At 43.0% G+C, this 24,868-nt stretch carries 16 protein-coding genes; 12 read left to right on the plus strand and 4 right to left on the minus strand.

The features are described 5' to 3' along the window. Window positions 1-547: 547 nt before the first annotated feature. Window positions 548-1,960 carry a redoxin domain-containing protein gene (locus AB6811_RS00465; RefSeq protein WP_369488235.1) on the minus strand — a complete coding sequence of 471 codons (1,413 nt, stop codon included), beginning with the start codon at window positions 1,958-1,960 and terminating at the stop codon, window positions 548-550. 129 nt (window positions 1,961-2,089) lie between these two features. Here AB6811_RS00465 and AB6811_RS00470 point away from each other — a divergent pair, with 129 nt between their 5' ends. Together AB6811_RS00470 and AB6811_RS00475 are read left to right on the plus strand one after the other, a co-directional pair. Beyond that, window positions 2,090-4,102 (plus strand): thioredoxin domain-containing protein, encoded by a 2,013-nt coding sequence (locus tag AB6811_RS00470; protein WP_369488236.1) that lies wholly within the window; start codon window positions 2,090-2,092, stop codon window positions 4,100-4,102. 468 nt (window positions 4,103-4,570) lie between these two features. After that, window positions 4,571-6,310, plus strand: a complete 1,740-nt coding sequence (locus AB6811_RS00475) for a potassium channel family protein (RefSeq protein ID WP_369488237.1) — start codon at window positions 4,571-4,573, stop codon at window positions 6,308-6,310. A 472-nt stretch (window positions 6,311-6,782) separates the two neighbouring features. Here the strand turns inward: AB6811_RS00475 and trmD are convergent, their stop codons facing one another. Then, a complete protein-coding gene (trmD, locus tag AB6811_RS00480; RefSeq protein WP_369488238.1) occupies window positions 6,783-7,463 on the minus strand; it encodes a tRNA (guanosine(37)-N1)-methyltransferase TrmD in 681 nt (226 codons plus the stop codon). A gap of 700 nt (window positions 7,464-8,163) precedes the next feature. Here trmD and AB6811_RS00485 point away from each other — a divergent pair. The 8 genes from AB6811_RS00485 to ftcD all read left to right on the plus strand — a co-directional run bounded on the left by AB6811_RS00485 (window position 8,164) and on the right by ftcD (window position 19,406). Then, window positions 8,164-8,346: a hypothetical protein gene (locus tag AB6811_RS00485; RefSeq protein ID WP_369488239.1), complete on the plus strand. Its 183-nt coding sequence runs from the start codon at window positions 8,164-8,166 to the stop codon at window positions 8,344-8,346. 410 nt (window positions 8,347-8,756) lie between these two features. Further along, a complete protein-coding gene (locus AB6811_RS00490; RefSeq protein ID WP_369488240.1) occupies window positions 8,757-9,197 on the plus strand; it encodes an Hsp20/alpha crystallin family protein in 441 nt (146 codons plus the stop codon). Window positions 9,198-9,377: 180 nt separating this feature from the next. After that, window positions 9,378-11,375: a DUF349 domain-containing protein gene (locus tag AB6811_RS00495; protein WP_369488241.1), complete on the plus strand. Its 1,998-nt coding sequence runs from the start codon at window positions 9,378-9,380 to the stop codon at window positions 11,373-11,375. A gap of 11 nt (window positions 11,376-11,386) precedes the next feature. Further along, window positions 11,387-13,003 (plus strand): CTP synthase, encoded by a 1,617-nt coding sequence (gene pyrG / locus AB6811_RS00500; RefSeq protein WP_369488242.1) that lies wholly within the window; start codon window positions 11,387-11,389, stop codon window positions 13,001-13,003. A 76-nt stretch (window positions 13,004-13,079) separates the two neighbouring features. Next, entirely contained in the window at window positions 13,080-14,933 is a 1,854-nt protein-coding gene (gene yidC / locus AB6811_RS00505) for a membrane protein insertase YidC (protein ID WP_369488243.1), read from the plus strand. 661 nt (window positions 14,934-15,594) lie between these two features. Further along, complete coding sequence (hutI, locus tag AB6811_RS00510; RefSeq protein ID WP_369488244.1) at window positions 15,595-16,851, plus strand: imidazolonepropionase; 1,257 nt, start codon at window positions 15,595-15,597, stop codon at window positions 16,849-16,851. Window positions 16,852-16,858: 7 nt separating this feature from the next. Further along, window positions 16,859-17,578 (plus strand): DUF4197 domain-containing protein, encoded by a 720-nt coding sequence (locus tag AB6811_RS00515; RefSeq protein WP_369488245.1) that lies wholly within the window; start codon window positions 16,859-16,861, stop codon window positions 17,576-17,578. A gap of 130 nt (window positions 17,579-17,708) precedes the next feature. Next, complete coding sequence (gene ftcD, locus AB6811_RS00520; protein WP_369488504.1) at window positions 17,709-19,406, plus strand: glutamate formimidoyltransferase; 1,698 nt, start codon at window positions 17,709-17,711, stop codon at window positions 19,404-19,406. A 67-nt stretch (window positions 19,407-19,473) separates the two neighbouring features. On the opposite strand, the gene AB6811_RS00525 is transcribed toward ftcD, so the two are convergent. Next, window positions 19,474-21,009 (minus strand): OmpP1/FadL family transporter, encoded by a 1,536-nt coding sequence (locus tag AB6811_RS00525; RefSeq protein WP_369488246.1) that lies wholly within the window; start codon window positions 21,007-21,009, stop codon window positions 19,474-19,476. Between the two features lie 79 nt (window positions 21,010-21,088). Beyond that, complete coding sequence (locus tag AB6811_RS00530) at window positions 21,089-22,480, minus strand: hypothetical protein (RefSeq protein ID WP_369488247.1); 1,392 nt, start codon at window positions 22,478-22,480, stop codon at window positions 21,089-21,091. Between the two features lie 106 nt (window positions 22,481-22,586). Between AB6811_RS00530 and proS the strand changes: the two genes are divergently transcribed. Beyond that, window positions 22,587-24,062: a proline--tRNA ligase gene (gene proS, locus AB6811_RS00535; protein WP_369488248.1), complete on the plus strand. Its 1,476-nt coding sequence runs from the start codon at window positions 22,587-22,589 to the stop codon at window positions 24,060-24,062. A gap of 102 nt (window positions 24,063-24,164) precedes the next feature. Next, window positions 24,165-24,866: a hypothetical protein gene (locus AB6811_RS00540; RefSeq protein ID WP_369488249.1), complete on the plus strand. Its 702-nt coding sequence runs from the start codon at window positions 24,165-24,167 to the stop codon at window positions 24,864-24,866. Window positions 24,867-24,868: the final 2 nt, after the last annotated feature.

A 24,868-nucleotide genomic window follows, 5' to 3' on the forward strand; every position in this document is an offset into this window, starting at 1 on the left:
TAACCCCTACGGGGTAAGGATATTTAATTCCGTTGTTTTTTTACAAAACCCTATGCCCTACGGGCAAAGCATTTGGTGCATGATTTTGCCATAGGCGATAATTTTTTTCGCCGTAGGCGATATGGTATTGTAGAGAGAGTTTACCCGCAGGGGATAAGTTTTTTCGCCGTAGGCGATGAGGTATTGTAGGGTTTATGAAATAATAGCGGTATCCCCGTAGGGGATTAACGATGAATCAAAAATAAGAATATCAACATATTACCACAGTGTTACACGGTGTGGCACAGTGTTTCACTGAGTGAGGTTATAGGTCTTTTGCATTTACCATCAACCATCAACCGTCAACTATCAACTCAATTAGCATCACAGAGTTACACAGGGTTTAGCACAGTGTTAAATCGCGTAAATCCTTCAAATCTGTGTAATCAGCGTTCCATTCCCAAACACTAAACACTAAACACTAAACACCAAAAACCAATCACTAATCAACCATCAACTAGCCTTATCCCTTTACTTCCCTTGCTAGTACTTACCCCTTAAAGAACAGCTATTTCAGCTCTTCCTCTAAGATTTTTTCGAGCGTTTCCACGCTTATTCGCTTAGCCAAAATCTTTTTGTTTTTGTCCAAAACGTAAATTACAGGCGTGGCATATATATCGTACAGGTTGCGGAAGTTTGAGCTGAACGTAGGATCCCAAACATTTATCCAGGTTAATTCGTTGGTTTTAATGTATTCCATCCATTTGGGCTGGTCGCCCTGGGTGTAAACGGCAAACACCTCAAACCCTTTACCCTTATATTTCTCGTAAACCTTTTTCAGCTCAGGGGTAACCTTTTTACAGTGGCTACATTCTGGATCCCAGAAGTAAGCAACAGTAACCTTGGCATTAATATCGCTTAAGCGGTAGTATTTCCCATTGGGGTTTGGCAGCCAAAGATCAGGGGCTACATTGCCAATAATATTGGGCTTTATGGCTTTTACACGTTCGGCAATCTTATCGAGCAGTTTCTGGTCGGCCCACCAGGTTTGGCCTCCCAGGTAGTACTTTTCAGCCACTGCCACAAATACACCATCCATTCCCATTCGTTCCGAGGTTTGAAATTTATTGGTTAGGGTAGATAGGATGTACTGGAACATCTCCTTGTTGGCCTTTGCCTTCTCAATTAGTTCAATTGCTGCTGGGATAATGCTATCGGGCATGGGGAGTAGAACCCTATCGAAATACACATTTATTTTACTCTCCAGTATGGGGGTTCGCAGTAGGCGAGCATCGGAAAAATCGATATTATCAAAGAAATGGTACCGGTTATAGTTGTAGTTATGCGCCCAAACCAGCGAATCGTACTTTGGAGTATCCTTGGCTATATTGTGCTTGGGTGCTTCAACATTCCGCATGGCTTTTATAATTGCTGCAAGCAGGGTGCCCTTGTAGTTGGTTTCCACCTCGTCCCAGTAAGCTAAAACCTTGTTGTTAAGCTCGTTCATTTTATCGCGGATGGCATTGGCCTTAAGAGAATCGGAAAGCGATTCCTTCAGCTGTTCCGAGAGCTCCTTGCTCTGCTTCTGCATGTCAATCATGAAACGCTGGTACTTAATAAACCCTTCGTTTTCACTAGAGTTGGTGAACTTGAGGTTTTCGAGTAAGTTATCCTTCGATGTGGCAACTGAAAATTTCTGGTTCTTATCAACAAGCACCTCAAAGTAGTTTTTCTCTGGCAATATAACAAGGTATATACCACCAGGCAAAAGGGTGTCGCCTTCAAACACGGCAACTCCTTTGCTATTTACTGTGGCGGTATCTTTCACATACTTTTTATCGCCAAAGTGGTAGCCTAGCAGTAAATCACCCTGGGTTAATCCATCAATCTTAACTTCAATCCTGTATCCGTTTTTTTGTGCAAATGCACTTGCAAAAACCATTAAGCTCAATGTGAGTGTAATCAGGAAAAACTTTTTCATAGTTCATTCAATTTTCATGGAAGCAACAAGCAAAGATAGCATTTTTGAAATGAGCCAATATTGATAGCCCTATATTTCAACAAAAATACAACCTGTTTTGTTAGTGTATCAAATTAGATACCAAATTTGATGGATACCTGGAAAGATGCCCGGCCAAACCGATTAGTTCGTGAGGTTAGTCCATACCTTTTACAGCATGCATATAACCCTGTAGACTGGTTTCCGTGGGGCGAGGAGGCTTTTGCGAAAGCTAAAGCAGAAAATAAACTTTTGCTCATAAGCATTGGTTACAGCAGCTGTCATTGGTGCCATGTAATGGAGCACGAATCGTTCTCGGACGAAAAGGTGGCTAAAACCATGAACGAGCGATACGTTTGCGTTAAGGTTGACCGTGAGGAACGCCCCGATGTCGATCAGATTTACATGAATGCCGTGCAGATTATTACCCGTCGTGGTGGTTGGCCCTTAAACTGTTTTGCCTTGCCCGATGGCCGACCGGTTTACGGAGGTACCTATTTCCCAAAGGAGAACTGGCTTAGCATACTTGAGAGCCTCGATGAAACATGGAAAAACGAGCCTCAGCGCATTTACGAGGTTGCCGATGAACTGGCCGAGGGGATTGCAAACACTGAGATTATCAGGGTTAAAGCTGATGTCAGTAATGTTAACCTTAATGTCGTTTTAGCTGAAAACCTCAATTCCTGCCGAAATCAGCTCGACTTTAAGTTGGGTGGCACGCTGGGTGCACCCAAATTTCCCATGCCGGGTTTGCTGAAATACCTGCTGATAACCGGACAACACTCCCAGCGTAAGGACTTACTTGCTTTTGTCGATACTACCCTTGAGCGAATGGCCAACGGCGGCATATACGACCACGTTGGCGGTGGATTTTTCCGCTACTCGGTTGATGAAAAGTGGTTTGTTCCCCACTTTGAAAAGATGCTCTACGATAATGCCCAGCTAATTGAGGTTTACTCCCTGGCCTATAGGCTCAACCCAAATCCTTTGTATAGGAGAGTGGTTGAGGAGACTATTACCTTTATTGAGCGTCAACTTCTATCGTCAACTGGTGGTTTTTTCAGCGCACTCGATGCCGATACGGCTGGTCTTGAAGGTGGTTATTACACCTGGGGGAAAAGCGAGGTTGAGCAGATATTGGGATATGACTCAGAGCTTTTCTGTGTGGCTTACGGTATTACTCCAACCGGTAACTGGGAAAGCACCAATATTTTATTCCGCTCCCTTACCAATGCCCAGCTCTCGAGCCTTTTTGGACTACCCGAGGGGGAGATTGATTACAGGCTTAAAACTAGCCTTATAAAACTCAAGAACCATAGGGATTTCCGTGTCCCTCCCCTTGTCGATGATAAAATTATCACCTCGTGGAATAGCTTGATGGTTTCGGCTCTTTCCACTGCATATCTTACCTTTGGTTACGATAAATACCTTCAGTTTGCCTTGTTATCCGCAAATTATCTGATTGATAACCATGTTAATGATGACTGGACACTTAGCCGGATTACATGCAAAGGGAGGGTTTATGGTACTGCATTGCTCGACGATTACGCCTATACTATCAATGCGTTGATAAATCTTTACCAAATCACCAAGAGTACAGTATGGCACGATTATGCTGTTAACCTGGCTCAAAAAACTAAAGAAATTTTCTTCGACATCAATTCAGGAATGTTTTATTACACTCCTGTCGGCACAGAGCTTATTACCCGTAAAATGGAACTGATGGACGGTGTTATGCCTTCGGCATCGGCTGTAATGGTAAGTAACCTGCTTGCACTTGCCGAACACGATACTAGCAGTGAGTATGGCACAATTGCATTGCAAATGATTGCTAACGTTGGGAACCATATCAAACAGGGCAATGTTTTTGTTCATACTTGGGCATTACAGCTTTTGAGTACCATTCTGCCAGTTGCTGAAATCAAGGTAAATGGCGATGATTTGAATGCTACCAAAATGTTGATAGCCTCAAAATTGGTTTACCCTAAGCTAAAGTTCCTGCAATCAACCGATATACCCAACATGTACCTGCTCTGCATAGGAAATACCTGCCAGTCGCCTACCGATAATTCCGAAGATATTGTAAAGTGGACTAACGCTATTAGCTATGAGTACTATGTTTAGTTGGAACGCATAAAGCACCTTGGTCGAATTGTTTTAAAATCAAATCTCTTGTTTCAATTGTACTATTTTCCGGATAAAGTTACACTGCTGTCCGCCTAATGAATTTAAGGGTTTGTAAAACCCTACTTAATTTATCCTCTTCGGGAAATAGTAAATGTTAGGGTTGATTTCTCAAACAACACTTTACTGCCTTTGACCAATCGAAATAATAGAATACGCCGAAACATCTCAAAATGATAGATTAATAGAGATCCTTCGCTCCCCGCTAGGGCGGGACAGGCCGCTCAGGATGACAAGCGGAGTTGACAGTTGATGGTTGATGGTTGATAGCAAAAACACCAAACACCAAACACCAAACACAAAATACTAACCACCTCTGTATACTGCACACTAATTTTCTCTCTACCTTTCTAAACTCCCTTTTTATTTTCAAAAGATTTATCCTAATTTTATTGAAAATTTCATTGAATGGCGTACTCGTTTGATTCATATAGGGTTGAAATTCTTCAGAGGCCTTTTGTTCGTTCCGATGGCTTTACCACTAAGCAAACCGCAAAAATTGAGCTGTTCAATAGTAAGGGTGTTTTAATAACAACATTAAGCTTGGGCATCCCTGAAATGGCCGATGTTTATGAGCGTATCGGGAAAATGGAACCCGTTAATCTCGATTACTGTTACATCCAGGGATTCTCCACAGTTGCCTGCAAGCGATACCTCCAAATTGACAAAGCACAACCTTTGCCTATTGCTCAGTTTACAGCCTGCAACAGTTTTTTCGATTCGCCAGTAAGCATCGATTTGTCATTATCCATAAGCGAAAAAGAATTCGTTATTGATGAATCGTACGTGGTTACTGAACTTTTTGATTTACACCTATCGAATCTGTTAGGCTCTTTCCGTTTAACCAATTGTTATATAAAAGCGGCCAAGAGCAATTTTACCCAGATCAGGTTTAAAGGGGAGCAGGTGTCGTTTAAAAATACAATATTCGATGTGGGTGTTAAGGATTTTCAGGACACCTCATTTGGTAGTGGCGAGGCCATTTTCACTAATGTTGATTTTGGCGATGGCGATGTATCGTTCATTAATGCTGGGTTCAATAATTCCGATGTCGATTTTAGGGTGTGCCGGTTCGGCATGGGTAAGGTCGATTTTCACTATTCCCGGTTTGGAGGAGGTGGTGTATCGTTTGAGCGTGTTGACTTTGGTAGTGGGCGAGTCGATTTTCGTGCTGCCGAATTCCGTGCTGGTCGAACCTCGTTTAACCGTGCCTCCTTTCGTGAGGGGGAGTTGAACTTTGAGGGTGCCGAAACGCCAAAGGGTAAGCTCGCTTTCAAACGAGCTGCATTTGGAAACGTTACCCTTTTTTTCGATTTATACCAGGGGGCTAAATCCGAAATCGTTTTTGAGCGCTCGTTGTTTAGCCAAAACATTAGCTTTTCCGAGGCACAGATTGGTAGGCTAATTTTTTCCGATTGTCAGTTCAATTCTACGGTTAACCTGCATGTAAAGCAGAGTGACGAAATTAGCTTAGCAGGCTGCACCATTCGCGATATAGTTGAATTTTATACCCATGGTGATCCACCCAGAATCAATAGCTTAAACCTGACGGGTGTACGATTACTGGGTCAAATCTATATCGATTGGGTCGCCAATGGCGTTCGTGGATTGATTTACTCTCAGGGATGTACTACAATAGCTGAGAAGGCTGAACAATTCCGAATTCTAAAGGAAAACTTTAATGCCCTTGGCAAGTACGACGAGGAGGATGCTGCCTATGTTGAGTTTAAACGATGCCATATGAGAGCATTGCTCTTGAGCTCAAATAACCAGGGCAAGCTGAGGCATTTTATCAATAGGATAATTTACTGGGCAAAGAAACTGCTTTTCGATTATATGGGTCTTTTTGCCACCTCGCCCCAGCGAGTAATTTTCAGCATTTTGGTGGTTTACGTAATATACAGCCTGGCATATATCGCTATAATGGGTTTGGGTTGGGGGCATATTATTGCAACATCGGCCAGTGGCGAACAGTTGGGGGTAATTGCCCGAGGTTTCTACTTTAGCGTGGTTACCTTTTTCACCATTGGCTATGGCGATTTTGCACCTTCAGGAATAGCAAGGTTTGTTGCCGGCACCGAGGGTTTTATGGGGGTATTTCTGATGGCTTACTTTACTGTGGCCTTTGTGAGGAAGATACTCCGCTAAGGCTTTAGTGTATAGTGTGCAGTGTTCAGTTTACAGTAGTGGTTGATAGTTGATGGTTGATGTTTTTAGTATTTAGTGTTTTGTGTTTAGTGTTTGGAAATTGAACACTGATTCCGCAGATTTGATGGATTTTCACTCTGTAACACTGTGTTAAACTCCCTGTAACTCTGTGAAACTAATTGGGTTGTTGGTTGAAAGTTGTTGGTTGTAAGTAAAAGAGTGTCTATTCCAACTCATTCCCAGTATTCCAACTCATTCCGAACCATTCCCACTTAAAGTTATACGTTAACCTTTTTCACTTTTCACTTTTCACTTTTAACTAACTCAAACTTCCTCTAACTTCCTCATATTCGGAGTATTCCGAGCATTCCGAGCATTCCGAGCATTCCGACTCATTCCCACTTAAAGTCAATCTTTTCACTTTTCACTTTTCACTTTTATCCTTTATCCTTTATCCTTTATCCTAAAACCCTTACTCCTCCCTAAGCAGGTTTGGGCGTAACCGTTTGGTTCGCTCATAGGCCTGTTCCATTTGCCACTTCTCAATCTCCTTAAAATTACCAGATAGTAAAATTTCGGGTACTTTCCACCCATTAAATTCAGCGGGCCTAGTGTAAACTGGAGGAGCAAGTAGTCCGTCCTGAAACGAGTCCGTTAGTGCCGATGTTTCATCGGAGAGCACGCCTGGCACAAGGCGTACAACGCTATCTACAATAATGGCAGCTGCCAGTTCTCCCCCCGAAAGCACATAGTCGCCAATAGATATTTCACGGGTAATAAGGTGTTCGCGAACACGGTGATCAACCCCCTTGTAATGGCCGCATAGTATAAGAATGTTTTCCTTGGTACTCAGGATGTTTGCCAGCTTTTGGGTGTAAGGTTCGCCATCGGGCGAGGTGTAAATTATCTCGTCGTAATCCCTCTCGCTTTTAAGTTTTTCTATTGCTTTGTAGATGGGTTCAATCTTAAGTACCATTCCGGCATCGGGACCAAAGGCGTAGTCGTCTACCGTGCGATGCTTATCGGTGGTATAGTCGCGCAAATGGTGTAGGTTTATACTAACCAAACCTTTCTTTTGCGCTCGTTTTATTATGGAATGGTTAAGCGGACTTTCAATCAACTCAGGGAGAACGGTTATTATATCAATTCTCATACTCATTGCTTTATTCTGCAAAATTACTAAAAAGTTAGCTATTGGGAGTCAACGTCGTTTAGATAGCAGAACAGACATTGCTTTTGTCATCCTGAGCGCAGCGAGGGATCTTTTGATGGGTAGTGTGCAGTGTACAGTTTGCAGTTTACAGGGAAGATGGAAAGTAGTGTTTGGTTTTTAGTGTTTAGTTTTTGGTGTTTAGTGTTTGGTGTTTAGTTTTTGGTGTTTAGTGTTTTTGCTATCAACCATCAACTGTCAACTATCAACCATCAACTGTCAACTCCGCTTGTCATCCTGAGCGGCCTGTCCCGCCCTAGCGGGGAGCGAAGGATCTCTAATCGGCCCTAGAGATGTTTCGCTAACGCTCAACATGACAATAGTCTTGGGAACTTATCAAAAACAAGTAACACAGAGTTACACAATGTAACACAGTGTTTCACAGAGTAAATGACATGACATTCACGGACAACGAACAACGATTCACGAACAACGAATAACGTCTTCAGCCCCGTAGGGGCTGACATTTGTAACTCCATGAAACTTCCGTATGTACAGCGATGCACGCAATACATAATCCAAAGAGCAAGGGTGAAGCGTTGCATCGCAATGAGAAAGGTATAAGAAAGAGCGTTTTACATGTTCTTTCTTGTCTTGATACAAGAAAGAACCAAAGAAGATCAAGGCATAAAAGCCCGACCCGATGGGTACCCCGCGGGTGGAACTGCCACGCGATACTATTCGCCACGCCTGCGGCGTGACTCATGTGGTATCGCTTACAAGACCCACCGCAACGTACCACCCCCGACCCATTGCCGGGTCAGGCTTTTATGCCTCTGCTTGCTTCTTCAGCTCCATTCCCTTTCAGGGAAAAGAACTGGGGTGAGGTCGTATCCCACGAATGACGAACAACTTATACGAGTGGCTTCATTTGTCATCCTGAACACAGCGAAGGATCTCTATTCATCCATCGTTGAGATGTTTATGCGGAGTCTATCCCTATTATATCGGGACCCAATATGACAAACAACCTTAACTAAACGACGTTGTATTGGGATTGGTTACTCTGAATCCTGCAAGCATTGTTTACTTTAAAATTTCAACCCACAAGTAAATCGCATGCTATTACAAAGCGCATGTTTTTAAAAGTATTCATGATTTTTCGAAGCATTATAGCGACATATTGACACGATGGTTTTGTATTTGTATGACATAATGACTTGTTTTTCCGTATGGCACACTATTAGCTAAATGTTAAATGTGAATGTGAATATCAACTTTAAAAATTATAATACTATGACACTTGTAAGTTTCTACAACCCGCTTGCCTCAAGGAGGAGAGGGTTCGATTTTGAGAGGGTGTTCGATAGCTTTGTTAAATCGGCCAGCGAAATGGCTAATGCCAGGCTCAGCTATCCAGCCGTAAATATCTATGAGGAGCCAGAGCGCTTTCGTTTGGAGGTTGCTGCTCCCGGATACCAAAAGGACGATTTTAAGGTAAGTATCGATAACGATATGCTTAAGATTAGCGCCGAGAAGGAAAATAATCCTGTTGAAGGTGAGGCTTATACCCGCTGCGAGTTCCTAACAGGCTCATTTGAGCGAACCTTTGTTGTTGGAAAGGCTATTGATACCAATAAGATTGATGCCCGTTACGATAATGGCATCCTCACGGTTTTCCTTTCCAAGCGCGATGAGGCTAAGCCACAAAAGCCCAGAAGTATTAAAATTGACTAAGTATTTATATTGCAAATATTATTCAGCCCGAATCCCTTTAAATTCGGGCTTTTTTGTTTTACCAGTCAATTATTCTTTATTCTTTTACGTTAATTTGTTTGCGTTACGCCCGATTATATGTAATTTCGTAGGCAAAATTTTTTAAATACTGCTGATTTATAACCGGTTAAGTTTTGAGCTATGAATACTAATGAGCTGAACGATCCTAAGGATCAAAACCTCGAGAACATCGAGGGTACGATTGTGTCTTCCAATGCCGGCAACCACGATGTTGCTGATAGCGTGAACGATTTGGTCGATGTTAATGCTGACAAACCTATGTCAATTACCGATGAGGCTTATGATGAGGAGCCCAACGATGAGGAGTTGAAACCCCTTGAAATGGACGACGAACATGTCGATTTTGATGAGGAGGATGAGGAAGAGGCCGAGATTGACGAGGAAGACGATGAGCCCCATGTGGACTACTCAAACCTTTCAAAGGATGAGCTGGTTCAAACCCTGAAGGATTTAATCAATAACCGACCCGTTCAAAAAATCCGTCAGAAAGTTGAGAGTTTAAAGAGCATATTCTACCGCAAGCATAAGGCTGAGGTTGAAAAGTTAAGAAAAGAATTTGTTGACGCCGGAGGCGACCTTGAGCAGTTCTCGTTGCCCGAGGATAATGCTGAAGTGCAGTTCAAGGAACTGCTAAAGCAGTATCGTGCCAAACGCGCTCAGTATAACAATCAGCTCGAGGAACAAAAACAGCATAACCTGGAGCAAAAACAGCAAATTATAGAGAAAATAAAGGATCTGGTTAACAGCACCGAGCCTGTTGGGAAAATCTATCAGGAATTTAGGGATTTACAAAAGCAGTTCCTTGAAGTTGGCCCTGTTCCCCAGGCAAGCTTAAACGATTTGTGGAACAACTACCACCATCACGTTCAGGCCTTCTACGACTTTGTGAAGATTAGCAAGGAACTCCGCGACCTCGATTTCAAGAAAAATCTTGAAGCCAAAATAAAACTCTGTGAGCAGGCTGAGGAGTTACTTCTTGAGCCCTCGGTTGTTGTTGCATTTAAGAAATTGCAGAAACTCCACGAGCAGTGGCGCGAGGTTGGGCCAGTTCCACGCGAAAATCAGAATGAGATCTGGGAGCGTTTCAAGGAGGCTACAACTAAAATAAACAAAAAGCATCAGGAGCATTTCGAAAGCATAAAGGAGCAGCAAAAAAAGAATCTTGAAGCCAAAGCTGAGCTATGCGAAAAGGCAGAGGAACTTGCCGCTCAAAATCCAAAATCGGTAAAGGAGTGGAATAAACTATCAAAGGAACTAATTGAGCTGCAAAAGCTCTGGAAAACAATAGGGTTTGCAACCAAAAAGGAAAACAATAAGGTTTTTGAGCGTTTCCGTAGCGCCTGCGACACTTTCTTCAACAAGAAACGTGACTTTTTCAAGGACATTAGAGATGTTCAGGTGAACAACCTACAGCTTAAAACCGAACTCTGCCTGCAGGCCGAGGCATTAAAGGAAAGCACTGACTGGAAAAAAACTACGGAAGATTTAATCAACCTTCAAAAACGCTGGAAGCAAATAGGTCCTGTTCCTCGTAAAAACTCCGATGAAATTTGGAAGCGTTTCCGCGCTGCCTGCGATTACTTTTTTGAGCAAAAGTCGAAGCATTTTGCATCGGTCGATAACTCATATGAGGAAAATCTCAAGGCCAAGGAAGCATTGATTGCCGAGGTTGAAGCCTTTGAGTTTGGCGAGGATATGGAACAAAACCTTAACGCCCTCAAGGAATTCCAGAGGCGCTGGACCGAAATAGGGTTTGTTCCAATCAAGGTAAAGGATGATGTCCAAAAGCGTTTCCGGTCTGCCATCAAAAAGCATTTCGATAAGCTAAATGCCCAGGAGGGCAAGAATAAGGTGGTGCGTTTTCAGGCTAAGCTTGAGGAAGCTAAGGCTAACCCTCGTGCCATGTCCAAACTCCGCCAGGATAGGGAACGCATGTTTAACCGCATGCGTCAGCTGGAAAACGACCTCACCGTTTGGGAGAACAACATCGGTTTCTTTGCTAAAACCAAGAATGCTGAGGCGATGATTGAGGAGGTTAAACGTAAAATTGAGCGGGCAAAAGAGGAAATTGCTGAGCTGAGCGAAAAAATTAAGCTTATTGATAAGTTAGAACAGTAATACTTAAGGTCATGCCACAGTCCTCATCTACCAAATACATTTTTGTTACCGGAGGAGTTGCTTCCTCGTTGGGTAAAGGGATAATCTCAGCTTCGTTAGGTAAACTTTTACAGAGTAGGGGATACACTGTAACCATCCAGAAGTTGGACCCATACATAAATGTTGACCCAGGAACACTCAACCCATACGAGCATGGCGAGTGCTACGTTACTGAGGATGGTGCCGAAACCGACCTTGACCTCGGGCACTACGAGCGCTTTATCAGTTTGCCCACATCGCAGCTTAACAATGTTACCACCGGTAAAATATACCAAACGGTAATCAGCAAGGAGAGGCGTGGCGATTACCTTGGCAAAACCGTTCAGGTTATTCCTCATATCACCGATGAAATAAAGCGCCGGATTAAGCTGCTTGGAACAAAAAATAAGCTTGATGTAGTTATTACCGAGATTGGCGGAACGGTTGGCGACATTGAGTCGCTACCATACATTGAGGCTGTACGTCAGCTTAAATGGGAGTTAGGCCCAAATAATTCAGCTTTTATTCACCTCACTCTTGTTCCTTTCCTTTCCGCGTCGGGTGAGCTAAAAACTAAACCCACGCAGCATTCCGTAAAGGAGTTGCTCGAGAACGGTATCCAGCCCGATGTGTTGGTGCTCCGCACCGAGAAGCATTTGAGCGACGATATCCGCCGAAAGGTAGCCCTTTTCTGTAACGTTGAACCCGAGGCGGTAGTGGAGTCAATTGATGTTAAAACCATCTACGAGGTTCCACTATTGATGCTCAAGGAGAAGCTGGATTTAACCATACTTCGTAAGCTTAACCTTCCTGCATCGGAGCCCAAGCTCGACGACTGGATTAGCTTTGTTAACCGGGTTAAGAATCCCAGCCATCGCGTTAAAATTGGATTGGTTGGTAAGTACGTTCAACTACCTGATGCTTATAAGTCAATCATTGAATCGTTCATTCATGCCGGGGCCGCCAACGACTGCAAGGTTGAGCTGGAGCTCATTCAATCCGAGGATATTAATGCTAGTAACCTTAGCGAGAAACTTGGTCATTTAAAGGGCATTCTGGTAGCACCAGGGTTTGGCCATAGAGGTATTGAGGGGAAAATTCTTGCGGTTAAATATGCTCGTGAGAACAAAGTTCCCTTCCTGGGAATATGCCTGGGTATGCAGTGTGCAGTTATTGAGTTTGCAAGGAATGTTCTTGGGTTAACCGATGCCAATTCAACCGAAATGGTTCGAACTACGCCTTACCCGGTTATCGATCTTATGGAAGACCAGAAAGGTATAACCGACATGGGAGGAACCATGCGTTTAGGTGCATACCCATGTGTAGTGACCAAGGGTTCAAATGCCTATAAGGCATACAAGAAACTTGAGTTTAGCGAGCGCCATAGGCATAGGTACGAGTTCAATAATAGGTACTTTGAGCAGTTCCAGAATGCCGGAATGATACCTGTGGGCATTAACCCCGATACCAACCTTGTTGAAATTATGGAATTGTCGGATCACCCTTGGTTTGTTGGGGTTCAGTTCCACCCTGAGTATAGCAGCACAGTCCTTAGACCTCACCCCTTATTTGTTGATTTTGTGAAAGCTGCAATAAATTTTAACAAATAAAGTAAGTGTAAATGCTACCTTTGCAATCACTCCAATTTGTTGAATTTTAATTTTTAAACTGAATAATATTTTTGAGATGGATAGGAATACGGTTATTGGTTTAGTGTTGATTTTTCTTATAATGATTGGTTTTGGTTACCTCACACAACCATCAAAGGAGGAGCGTGAGGCATACCAACGAAAAGCCGATTCAATTGCACGCGTTCAGGAAGAGGAGCGCCAAAAACGACTTGCCGAAGAGCAGGCTAAAGCCTTACTTTCCGATAGTGCCAAGAAACAGGAGGCCATTACTCAGTTCGGACTATTTTCCGATGCGGCAAGTGGCACCAACAAGTTTATCACCCTTGAGAACGATTTAATGAGGGTTACCCTTACTGCTAAAGGGGGGCGTATTTACTCGGTAGAGCTCAAGAAGTATAAAACATATTCGGGTGAACCACTCGTGCTCTTTACTGGCGATGAAAATACATTTGGCCTTCAGTTCTGGGGCGATAATGTTGCCGTTAAAACAAACGATCTATTCTTTACCCCTCAAACAACCGATAGTATTATTACGGCTACCACCGACTCGGTTTCAGTAACCATGAGGCTGGCTGCAGGTGGTGATGCCTATATCGATTACATTTATACAATCAAACCCGGTAGTTACATGCTCGGTTTCGATATCAAGTTTAATGGCCTGGAAAAGAATATTGGGAACCGTTTGGGTTACATCGATCTTATTTGGGATTCAAAGCTACTGCGTCTTGAAAAGGGTTTGGAGAATGAGCGTAACTACACAACAATTGCCTATCAATTTTTTACAGGCGATTATGAGGAGTTCAACTCTCGGAGCAAAGACGATTCAAAGGAGTTGAATAACAAGATTAAATGGGTCGATTTTAAGCATCAGTTCTTTTCATCCATCATTGTAGCCAACGACCATTTTGTTAATGCTGATTTAAAGGCCGTTAATATTGATGATGGAAAGCATGTTAAGCAGTTTAGCGCCCGCTTGGCTTTGCCTTTCCAAAATAAGGAATCGGAAAGTATCGGTCTGAAATTCTTCTTCGGGCCCAATCACTATAAAACTTTAAAGTCGTATAATTCGGGTTTTGAGAAGGTTGTTCCATTAGGCCGCAATATTATTCGCTGGATAAACAAGTATGTTGTTATCAATGTTTTTAATTTCCTCAGCCGGTACATTTCAAGCTATGGTCTCATTATTTTACTTTTAACCATATTTATCAAGATTATTATTTCACCCTTAACCTACAAGTCCTACCTCAGTTCTGCTAAAATGAGAGTGCTTAAACCCCAGGTTGATGAAATCAATGCAAAGTATCCCAAGCAGGAAGATGCACTTAAGAAACAGCAGGCTGTAATGGCGCTTTACAAAAAGGTAGGGGTTAACCCAATGGGTGGGTGTATTCCCGTTCTAATCCAATTCCCCATCCTAATTGCAATGTTCCGTTTCTTCCCCGCCTCATTTGAGCTCAGGCAGCAAAGCTTCCTTTGGGCCGACGACCTCTCATCATACGATTCTATTCTTCACTTACCTTTCAGTATTCCATGGTATGGTGATCATGTCAGCTTATTCACACTGTTGATGGCCGTTTCGCTTTTCATCACCTCAAAGATGAATACCGACCAAATGGGCGATACCAATGCCCAAATGCCCGGCATGAAGTTTATGATGACCTGGATGATGCCTATTATGCTGTTGTTGTGGTTTAACAACTATTCGGCAGGCTTAAGTTACTACTACTTGCTATCCAACGTAATAACCATAGGACAAACCTATCTCTTCCGCCGCTTTGTCGATGATAAGGCTATACTTGCCAAACTTCACGAGAATGCCAAGAAACCCGTTACAAAATCAAAATGGCAACAAAGACTCGAGGATATGGCAAAGCAGCAGGAACAGCTCAGGAAAAAGAAAGGTAAATAGATAAAATAAATAAAGCCAGTCATTTCGACTGGCTTTATTGTTGTCCGTGAATTTGTGTTGCTACAGACTGCACTTACATGACCGAATTACAATCAGTTACTTCTTTAAGTGCTGTGCAACCCTTTGAAAATAATTGAGTTGATAGTTGACGGTTGATGGTTGAAGGTTGACGGTTGATGTTTTTAGTATTTTGTATTTTGTATTTTGTGTTTGGAAATTGAACCTGATTCCGCAGATATGATGGATTTTCACTGTGTAACACTGTGTTAAACTCCGTGTAACACAGTGAAACTAATTGGGTAGACAGTTGACGGTTGATGGTTGATGGTTGTAAGTAAAAGAGTGTCTATTCCGACTCATTCCGAGTTGTTCCGACTCAATCCGAACCATTCCCACTTAAAGTTATGCGTTAACCTTTTTCACTTTTCACTTTTATCTAACTCAAACTTCCTCTAACTTCTTCTAACTTCTTCTAACTTCCTCTAACACCATCATATTCCGAGTATTCCGACTCATTCCGACTCATTCCCACTTAATACTGGTTAACTATCCTCTTTTAACGCTCCTCCTTATCCTTGCTGCCCACCCAACAACCTGCTTAAAAACATTTCAGAATTCATCTTAATTGCCTATCTTCGAGGCCATAAAAATGCATTCGCCCATGCAAATACTTATTCTAAATATCAAAAAGTTGGTTCAGGTGGAAGATAAACCGGCAGTTTGGAAAGCCGGTAACGATATGGCCAAGCTGAGAACCATTGATAATGCATATTTGCTGATAGACAAGGGGCTAATTGCCGATTTTGGGCCAATGTCCAAAGCTCCCGATCTTTCATCGCTTTCGGGCGATGTGCTAATTTACAATGCGTTTGGCCGTATGGTTTTCCCATCGTTCTGCGATTCGCACACCCATTTGGTTTATGCTGGTAGCCGCGAGATAGAGTATATCGACAAGATAAAGGGTCTGTCCTACGAAGAGATAGCCAAACGTGGTGGAGGTATCTTAAACTCAGCCAAACGTTTGGCCGAAACATCGGAAGACGAACTTTACAACCAATCGCTTGCTCGCATTTACGAGATAATTGGGAAGGGAACCGGAGCCGTGGAGATCAAGAGCGGTTACGGCTTAACCACCGAGAGTGAGTTGAAAATGCTTCGGGTTATTAAACGATTAAAGGAAACTACGCCTATAACCATAAAATCAACCTTTCTTGGCGCTCACGCAGTGCCTGCTGAGTATAAAGGCCGACAAAGTGAGTATGTTGATTTGATTATCAACGAGATGATACCTTTGGTTGCATCTGAGGGCTTAGCCGATTATATTGATGTTTTTTGCGATAAAGGTTTCTTTACCGTTGAGGATACTGAGCGTATCCTGATGGCAGGAATCAAGTATGGCCTTAGGCCCAAACTCCATGCAAACGAACTCGATTTTTCAGGTGGTATTCAGGTTGGCGTAAAGTATAATGCGCTTTCGGTCGATCATTTAGAGTTCACTGGTGATGATGAGATTAATGCGCTACTTGGCTCTGAAACTATGCCTACACTTCTGCCCGGTGCTGCATTTTTTCTGGGTATGGTTGACCCTCCCGTCCGGAAAATGATCAACGCGGGTCTTCCCATTGCTTTAGCATCCGATTTTAACCCTGGTTCTTCTCCATCGGGCGATATGAAGTTTATCATGTCGCTGGGATGTATCAAACTCCGCATGTTACCCGAGGAGGTCATAAACGCAACAACAATTAACGGTGCATACGCCATGGGCATTTCCGATACACACGGAAGCATTTGCAAGGGTAAGGTGGCAAACGTATTTGTTACCAAGCCCATACCCAGCTATGAGTATATGCCATACGCCTATACATCCGATTTGATTGAAACGGTTATCCTGAATGGCAGTATTATCAACGATAAATAGTTGGAGTATGAAAAAAAGCTTATTACTTCCGATAGTTATATTGATATCGGCATGTGCTGAAATATCAATTCCTACAAATTTTCCTATCCCGCAAGGTTCAGGGAGTAAGCCACTTACCAATTCTGAGGTGGTTCAAGGGCTTAAAGAGGCATTAGCCGTTGGCGCTAAAAACTCAACGGGTTTAGCATCGCAGGTTGATGGGTTTTACAAAAACCCCAAGATTTTTATCCCCTTTCCACCCGAAGCCGAAAAGGTTCGCAAAACACTGGTCGATGCCGGTTTCTCCAAGCAGGTCGATGAGTTTACACTTACGCTTAATCGGGCTGCCGAGGAGGCTGCCAAAAAGGCTTTGCCGATTTTTACTGACGCTATTACTAAAATGTCGTTTACTGACGCCATGGGAATACTTAGGGGCCCTAATAATGCGGCTACCGAATACTTTAGGAAAAACACATCTGAGCAACTATTTGCTGCCTTTAAGCCTCAGGTTCATGAGGCTATTCAAAAGGTAAAGCTCACCTCCTACTGGGAGCCTTTAGCAACAACCTATAATAGGCTAACCCTTTTAACTGGAGGTAAAGCAGTAAACCCAAATCTCGACGATTATGTGACCCAAAAGGCTATCGATGGTCTTTTTGTTCTAATTGAGCAGGAAGAGTTAAAAATCCGTAAGGATCCAGCCGCCCGGGTAACTGACATACTAAAACGAGTTTTTGGGAATAACTAAACAAACAATTAAGGGATATTAACCTTTAATCATTTATCCTTTATCTTTTATCCTTTATCTTTTATCCTTTAACCTTAAACCTTGAACCTTTGAACCTTTGAACCTTTGAACTTTAACAAACACCATAACCATCATGTCACAAAAAAAATTAATTGAGTGTGTGCCCAATTTTTCTGAAGGGCGCGATATGACAATTATTAAGCAGATAACTGATGAGATTGAAGCCGTTGAAGGCGTTAAGTTAATTGATGTTGATCCGGGCAAAGCCACCAACCGAACAGTAGTTACATTTGTGGGAACCCCCGATGAGGTTGTTGAGGCTGCATTTCGGGCAACCCGGAAGGCAATGGAGTTCATCGATATGAGCAAGCACCATGGTGCTCACCCACGCTTTGGCGCAACCGATGTCTGCCCGCTTGTTCCGGTGGCCAACATCACCATGGACGAGGTGGTTGAGTATGCCCGCAAGCTGGCTAAGCGTATTGGTGAGGAATTAGGAATTCCTGTTTATTGTTATGAGTATGCTGCATTTGAGGAAAAGCGCCGTAATCTTGCAAATTGTAGGGCAGGCGAGTACGAGGGATTACCCAAGAAACTTCAGGATCCTGCTTGGAAGCCTGATTTTGGCCCATCACAGTTTCTTCCTAAAACTGGAGCTATTGCTGTGGGAGCACGCAATTTCCTTGTGGCATACAATGTTAACCTTAACACCACATCAACCCGGAGGGCTAATGCGGTAGCATTTGATATCCGTGAAAAAGGACGCCCAAAGCGTGTGGGCAACCCCGTTACGGGTAAAATTGCCACCGATGAGAACGGCAATGAGATATGGGTGCCCGGATCCCTAAAGGCTTGCAAAGCAATTGGATGGTTTATTGATGAGTATGGAATTGCCCAGGTGTCAATCAATTTAACAGATATAACCGTTACCCCAATTCATGTGGCTTTTGAGGAGGCATCTAAAAAAGCAGCAGAAAGAGGCTTAAGGGTTACCGGCTCTGAGATTGTTGGGGTTGTTCCCCTTAGCGCCATGCTTGAGGCAGGTAAATATTTCCTGCGTAAGCAGCAGCGTTCGCTTGGTATTCCTGATAGGGAGATAATAAAGATTGCTGTAAAATCAATGGGTTTGGATGAACTTTACCCATTTGACCCCGATAAGAAAATCATAGAGTATATCCTTGAGGAAAAAACCGGTAAAAAATTGGTTGACAGAACGCTTGAGGGTTTCACTCAGGAAACTGCATCCGAATCGCCAGCTCCTGGCGGAGGTTCCATATCGGCAGCCATGGGCGCTTTTGGCGCTGCACTTGCTACCATGGTAGCAAACCTATCATCGCACAAACCCGGTTGGGACGATCGCTGGGAAGAATTCTCCAACTGGGCAGAAAAGGGCAAGTATTACATGGAGCAGCTTATTAAAATGGTTGATGAGGATACTGCTGCGTTCAACCGCATAATGGACGCCTTTGGCTTACCCAAGGGAACCGACGAGGAAAAGGCAGCCCGAACAAAGGCCATACAGGATGCTACCCTATACGCCATCGAGGTGCCATTCCGTGTCATGAACCTTTGCTTTGAGTCGATGGAGGTTATAAAGGCAATGGCTGAACAGGGTAATCCTAACTCCGTTTCCGATGCTGGTGTAGGTGCGTTGGCTGCACGCTCAGCGGTAATGGGGGCTTTCCTTAATGTCAAAATCAATGCTTCAGGCCTAAAGGATAAGGATAAAGCCAATGAGTTCATTAGTAGGGGTGCCGAGATAGTTAAGAAAACCCAACAAATGGAGGCTGAAATTCTATCAATTGTTGAAAGTAAAATAATGGCTTAGATCATTGTGATTAATAAACAGCAAAGGGCGCCAAAAGGCGCCCTTTGCTGTTTTGAAGGCATACCAACTAAAATCTAAAACCAAAAGTAAGCAGAACTCTACTATCCCGCACCTTGTTGGTAACGCTAGGAATATTCAAATCATAGAAAACATATTTAACATCCTGTAATGTTCTTAGGTAGGCAAAATCAATTGATACGTTGCCAGTTCTGTAGCCAATACCACCTGAAATCTGCTGAATTTTGGATTTGTCGTTAAGGAAACCCGATTTGTAGGGCGATGGGTAGTAGGCATAGCCTCCTCTAAGGGCGATATCCCCAATTTTATACTCTCCACCAAACCTTAGGTTTGTGACACTCTTAAAGGTGTTTCCCATTTGGCTGTTTAAATCCCAGAAAGTGTCGCCATCGCCACCGCGGCGAAAACGCATGGTAGAGTAATCGAGATGCTCAACATCAATGCTAACCAATCCCTTTTGCATAATTATAACAGCAACACTTCCTGTAATCTTCATAGGTGTTTCAAAATGATAATCATACCTACCCAGCGGGCTGTTGCTTTGGAAGATAACCTCTGTGCCAGTTGTGTCGAAGTTTGTAATTATCGATGACGAGAATGCATCATCGAAACTATAAAATGTAGGGGTGTGGAGCGATAGCCCAATGCGAACTTCAGGTATCGGAGTATAGATACCTCCAATTTTCAGGTTGAAGCCTGAGCCTTTCGTTTCTACATACTGTTTGTAATCCATGTAGTAAAACCTATCTCCGTTTGGCCTGGACGGATTGCTTGCTTTTGCATCTTCAGAATAGGTTGAGTTAAATGTGTAATTAAAATCAGTTATTCCTAACGATGCACCCAAATACAACTTATTTGAAATATTTACACCAAAAGCGGTTGTGAACTCTCCCGAACCACCTTCAGTAGTTGAAATATTTTTATATTTAACTGAATCTTGTAGGTAAATGGCAGGTTCATAGGTGCCTGTTCCAGAGTCATATTGGTAAAGCAACCAGGTGTTCCAAGCCATAATCGATTCCCATGCTCCACCTCCTAACGTATTAAAGGGATTGTAGTTTGTTGTTGGCTCTAGTTGCGATGGGGTGTATTTACCATTAGTAATGGCTGAGAAATAGTCCATGATGGAATACTTATTGTAATCGCCTAGGGTAATTGCGTTAGAGTGGTAATCGTTGGTTCTGTTGTAGCCAAATGATAAGTTGTATGCCTGGATGCCCTTATCTTCGGATTTATAAGGCTTGAATGACATTACAAAGCCTAAATTATCAAGGTTAATCCTATTCTTGTTATCCGATGCCGATACACCTAAAAAGGTTGATGATACTTTTTGTGTTTTGAACGATGGTGTAATGGTGAATTCGCCTGATTTGTATACACCTACACCGGCGGGGTTAACCGCAATTGACGAAAAATCGGCTCCCAGTGCTCCAAAAGCACCGCCCATCGATACAAAACGAGCTGTTCCATTATTTACGGTTTGACTAAACCTAAGGCCATCGGCAAGGTTTTGGGCGTTAAGGTTGTAACCCAGAGTTGATAGGATTGCTAAAAAGCCAATTGTTAAAGACCTGTATGTTTTCATGTTTGTTTTTTTATGTAATTAATCTTTAAGACAAAAAAAAGGGGGAGAGGAGAACCTCTCCCTTGAGGTGCATATTTAACTATCTCCTTCTAGTAGTTGAAGTTCCGCTTGAATTGCTACTTGATGAACTGCTCGATGATGAACGGGATACAGAGAAATTGCTGCTAGATGAACCACTACTTGAACTACGGGGGCGTTCATAATCATGGCTGCGGGTTGAAGGTTGTGATGACGATGGGATGCTAACCCTGTTTGGGCGGTTGTAGGTTGGCGTAGTAGTACGGGTAGGTGTTGTAGTTGATGGGTTACGAGTAATAGTTGACCGTGTTGATGGGTTCTCAACTCTACGGGTACTGTTGTACTCACCAGAATTACCAGTTCGTGGGCGCTCGTAGGTTGGAGTTGTGCCCCTGCGGGTAGGTTCCGATATGCCAATCTCACGGGTAGGCCGTGATGTCCTTGAAGATGAAAAATCGCCCGTGCCGTTAGATACTCGAGTTGATGTTCCTCCTCTTCGTACAACAGTTTGATTACCTGTTGAGGTAGTTCGGCCCTCGCCCCTGCGGGTTTCATAGGTTGGCGTTACTCGTGTTTGAGTTTCACGGGTTGTAACAACTGGGTTTGTTTCAGCAGGAACATCTGTTCTTGATCTACGTGAGGTAACTATTTGGCCATCAGCTGGAATGACCGATGTGCTTCTTCCGCCTACATATTGATCGGTATTGTTGGTCGTATTTCCTCTGCGGCCATAGTAGTACCTATTGCTATTGGGCGTATACTTGTCCCAGTAATAGGTAGCATCGTACCATCCTGACCAGTATGCGTTACTTGCAACGTATGGGGAGTAGTACCATGGATTGTAGTACCAAGGGTTATAGTACCATGGATCCCAGTAATAACCTAAGTAATATGAGTTCCATGGGTTATAGCCCCATCCGAACCCGAATCCAAAATAGAAACGCGACCTTGGCCAACCAAAAGAGTTATAAATGTACCAGGGCTCAACCCATACATTACTTCCCATTACTACAACTCTGTAGTATGAAGGATCGTAAGCCTGGGCGTAACGCCAGTCGTCGGAATAGTAAACACTCCAGTCTTCAATACCATAGCGCGGGTCCTCAAAGCCCCTTAACCTACGCTCGTACGATTCCTGGTAGCTATCGGAAAGTATTCTACGGTAAGGGTTTGGATCTTCTGCCTTGTAAATAACGGTATCGTTTTTGCTGCTATCTTCCAATGCTTTTAAAGCTTCAGCAAATTTGCCGTCTAACTTATTATACTCTTCCGATTTAGCTGAAGGTGCAACTGGGCTAGCGTTTGTAGCTTGTACTTTAGTAGATTTTGAATTACTTGTTCCATATATTTCATCATCCCACGATGATGTATTGCTAACCTGCAGCCCTGCAGAACAGGATGCCAGCATGAAAACTGCGAGGGTGAGCGCTGAATTGAATAACTTGGTTTTCATATGCACCTCCATTTAATTAGTTGTTAGGGTTATAATTCATTTTTATTAATTACTTTTGCCAGTGTTTTCATATTGATTACAGCAAAAATCATTCCAATTATTTAATATGGCAAAGGAAATTACAAGCAGAAGCGAAAATTATTCGCAGTGGTACAACGACATTGTGGTTAAAGCAGGACTGGCCGATTATTCTGCAGTACGGGGATGTATGGTTATCAAACCATACGGTTATGCCATTTGGGAAAAAATGCGTGACCAACTCGATAGAATGTTTAAGGAAACAGGCCATCAGAATGCATATTTTCCTCTATTCATCCCAAAATCGTTTTTCAGCCGCGAGGCAGCTCACGTTGAGGGTTTTGCTAAGGAGTGTGCTGTGGTTACACATTACCGCTTGAAAAACGACCCTAACGGCAAAGGCGTAGTGGTTGATGATGAAGCTAAGCTTGAGGAGGAACTGGTTGTCCGACCCACTTCCGAAACCATAATTTGGAACACATACAAAACATGGATACAGTCGTATCGCGATTTGCCTATACTAATTAACCAGTGGGCTAACGTAGTGCGCTGGGAGATGCGTACACGCCTGTTTCTTCGTACTGCTGAATTTTTGTGGCAGGAGGGTCATACCGCCCATGCCACCATGCGGGAAGCCGTAGAGGAAGCCGAACGTATGATAAATGTGTATGCCACATTCGCCCGCGAGTGGATGGCAATGCCGGTTGTGGTTGGGAAGAAATCGGAGTCGGAGCGTTTTGCCGGGGCCGTTGATACTTATGCCATTGAAGCGCTTATGCAGGATGGCAAGGCTTTGCAGGCTGGAACTTCGCATTTCCTTGGGCAAAACTTTGCCAAGGCTTTCGATGTAAAGTTCCTGAACAAGGAGGGGCAACAAGAGTATGTTTGGGCTACATCGTGGGGTGTTTCTACCCGCCTTATGGGTGCCCTGGTTATGACCCATTCTGACGATAATGGTTTGGTGCTGCCTCCAAAACTTGCTCCAACTCAGGTGGTTTTTGTGCCAATCTATAAGAGCGATGAGGAACTATCAGCTATTAGTGAGGTTGTTCACAAGCTAAGATCTCAAATGCACTCCAAGGGAATTACCACTTACTACGACGACAGGGATAACTACAAGCCTGGCTTTAAGTTTGCTGAGCATGAAATGCGAGGTGTTCCAGTGAGGGTTGCAATTGGTCCAAAGGATATTGAAAAGGGAACAGCCGAGGTGGCTCGTCGCGATACCCTTCAAAAACAATATGTGCCTCAGGAGCAACTTGCCGATACTATAGTTGCTTTACTTGATGATATTCAGAAAAACCTCTACAACCGGGCATTGGCTTTCCGTGAAAACAATACCGTTAAGGTAGATTCCTACGACGAATTTAAAAAGATAGTAGCAGAAAAGGGAGGCTTTGTTCTGGCTCATTGGGATGGAACTCCCGAAACCGAGGCCCAGATTAAAGAGGAGACAAAAGCAACTATTCGCTGTATTCCGCTCGATATGCCAGAGGAGGAAGGAAAATGCATTTTAACAGGAAAACCATCGAAACGTAGGGCTATTTTTGCTCAAGCTTACTAGTAACCTATGAGATGTTAAAAAAAAGGCTGCAAAACGCAGCCTTTTTTGCTTTGTTTACTTTTAATATTTAATGTATATTTGAAATTCTTAAACTGAATATTTATGGAAAACCAAAACACACAACAAAAAATTCAAAATCTACTTGCCGAAAAAGCCATTGTAAAGCAGAAAATTTATGATAATACCCTTGAGGTTTTTGGATTGATTAAGGAAGTTCTCAAAGAAATTGAGGAAGATTTTAACGATAAGCTTAAGGGGTACGATAAAAGGGTTAAGCTGGAGTACAATGACCGGGGAAAATATGAAGCCGAATTAAAGGTGGCAGGCGATTTGTTAATTTTCAGTATGCACACCAACGTATTTGAGTTTGACCGCGATCATAGTATATGGAAGCTATCCTATGTCGCCGATAATGTTCTTAATTCCTATTGTGGAATTATCAATATATATAACTTTTTGGCCGATTCCTTTAAATACAATAGGCTCGAAGACCTTGGTTATCTGATTGGAAGAATATTTGTAAACCGTGAGTATCACTACTTTGTGGAAGGGAAACGCCAAATGGGTTTCCTATACAACAATTTTGGTTCAGCGGTTATCGATAAAAAATCGTTAAGAGCAATAATTGAAACGGCCATTATGTATGCATTGGAATTCGACTTGCTGGTTCCACCATACGATGTGGTTAAAATAGCTTCGGTAGTGCAGCTAAATACTAAAATTGAGAATGCTAAGCTGCAAACCGGTAAACGTTTGGGTTTCAGGTTTAACTCCGATGATGTTTTGGAGGAAAAGGAACAATAATC

Origin of the sequence: Tenuifilum sp. 4138str, assembly GCF_041102575.1 — a bacterium.
GTDB lineage: Bacteria > Bacteroidota > Bacteroidia > Bacteroidales > Tenuifilaceae > Tenuifilum > Tenuifilum osseticum.

Excerpts from the sequence above, each read along its gene's own strand:
- AB6811_RS00470 (WP_369488236.1), top strand. The coding sequence starts at position 2,090 with ATGGATACCTGGAAAGATGCCCGGCCAAACCGATTAGTTCGTGAGGTT.
- AB6811_RS00495 (WP_369488241.1), top strand. The coding sequence starts at position 9,378 with ATGAATACTAATGAGCTGAACGATCCTAAGGATCAAAACCTCGAGAAC.
- AB6811_RS00530 (WP_369488247.1), bottom strand. The coding sequence starts at position 22,480 with ATGAAAACCAAGTTATTCAATTCAGCGCTCACCCTCGCAGTTTTCATG.
- pyrG (WP_369488242.1), top strand. The coding sequence starts at position 11,387 with ATGCCACAGTCCTCATCTACCAAATACATTTTTGTTACCGGAGGAGTT.
- AB6811_RS00475 (WP_369488237.1), top strand. The coding sequence starts at position 4,571 with ATGGCGTACTCGTTTGATTCATATAGGGTTGAAATTCTTCAGAGGCCT.
- yidC (WP_369488243.1), top strand. The coding sequence starts at position 13,080 with ATGGATAGGAATACGGTTATTGGTTTAGTGTTGATTTTTCTTATAATG.
- AB6811_RS00525 (WP_369488246.1), bottom strand. The coding sequence starts at position 21,009 with ATGAAAACATACAGGTCTTTAACAATTGGCTTTTTAGCAATCCTATCA.
- proS (WP_369488248.1), top strand. The coding sequence starts at position 22,587 with ATGGCAAAGGAAATTACAAGCAGAAGCGAAAATTATTCGCAGTGGTAC.
- AB6811_RS00485 (WP_369488239.1), top strand. The coding sequence starts at position 8,164 with ATGGGTACCCCGCGGGTGGAACTGCCACGCGATACTATTCGCCACGCC.
- AB6811_RS00540 (WP_369488249.1), top strand. The coding sequence starts at position 24,165 with ATGGAAAACCAAAACACACAACAAAAAATTCAAAATCTACTTGCCGAA.
- AB6811_RS00490 (WP_369488240.1), top strand. The coding sequence starts at position 8,757 with ATGACACTTGTAAGTTTCTACAACCCGCTTGCCTCAAGGAGGAGAGGG.
- hutI (WP_369488244.1), top strand. The coding sequence starts at position 15,595 with ATGCAAATACTTATTCTAAATATCAAAAAGTTGGTTCAGGTGGAAGAT.
- AB6811_RS00515 (WP_369488245.1), top strand. The coding sequence starts at position 16,859 with ATGAAAAAAAGCTTATTACTTCCGATAGTTATATTGATATCGGCATGT.
- trmD (WP_369488238.1), bottom strand. The coding sequence starts at position 7,463 with ATGAGAATTGATATAATAACCGTTCTCCCTGAGTTGATTGAAAGTCCG.
- AB6811_RS00465 (WP_369488235.1), bottom strand. The coding sequence starts at position 1,960 with ATGAAAAAGTTTTTCCTGATTACACTCACATTGAGCTTAATGGTTTTT.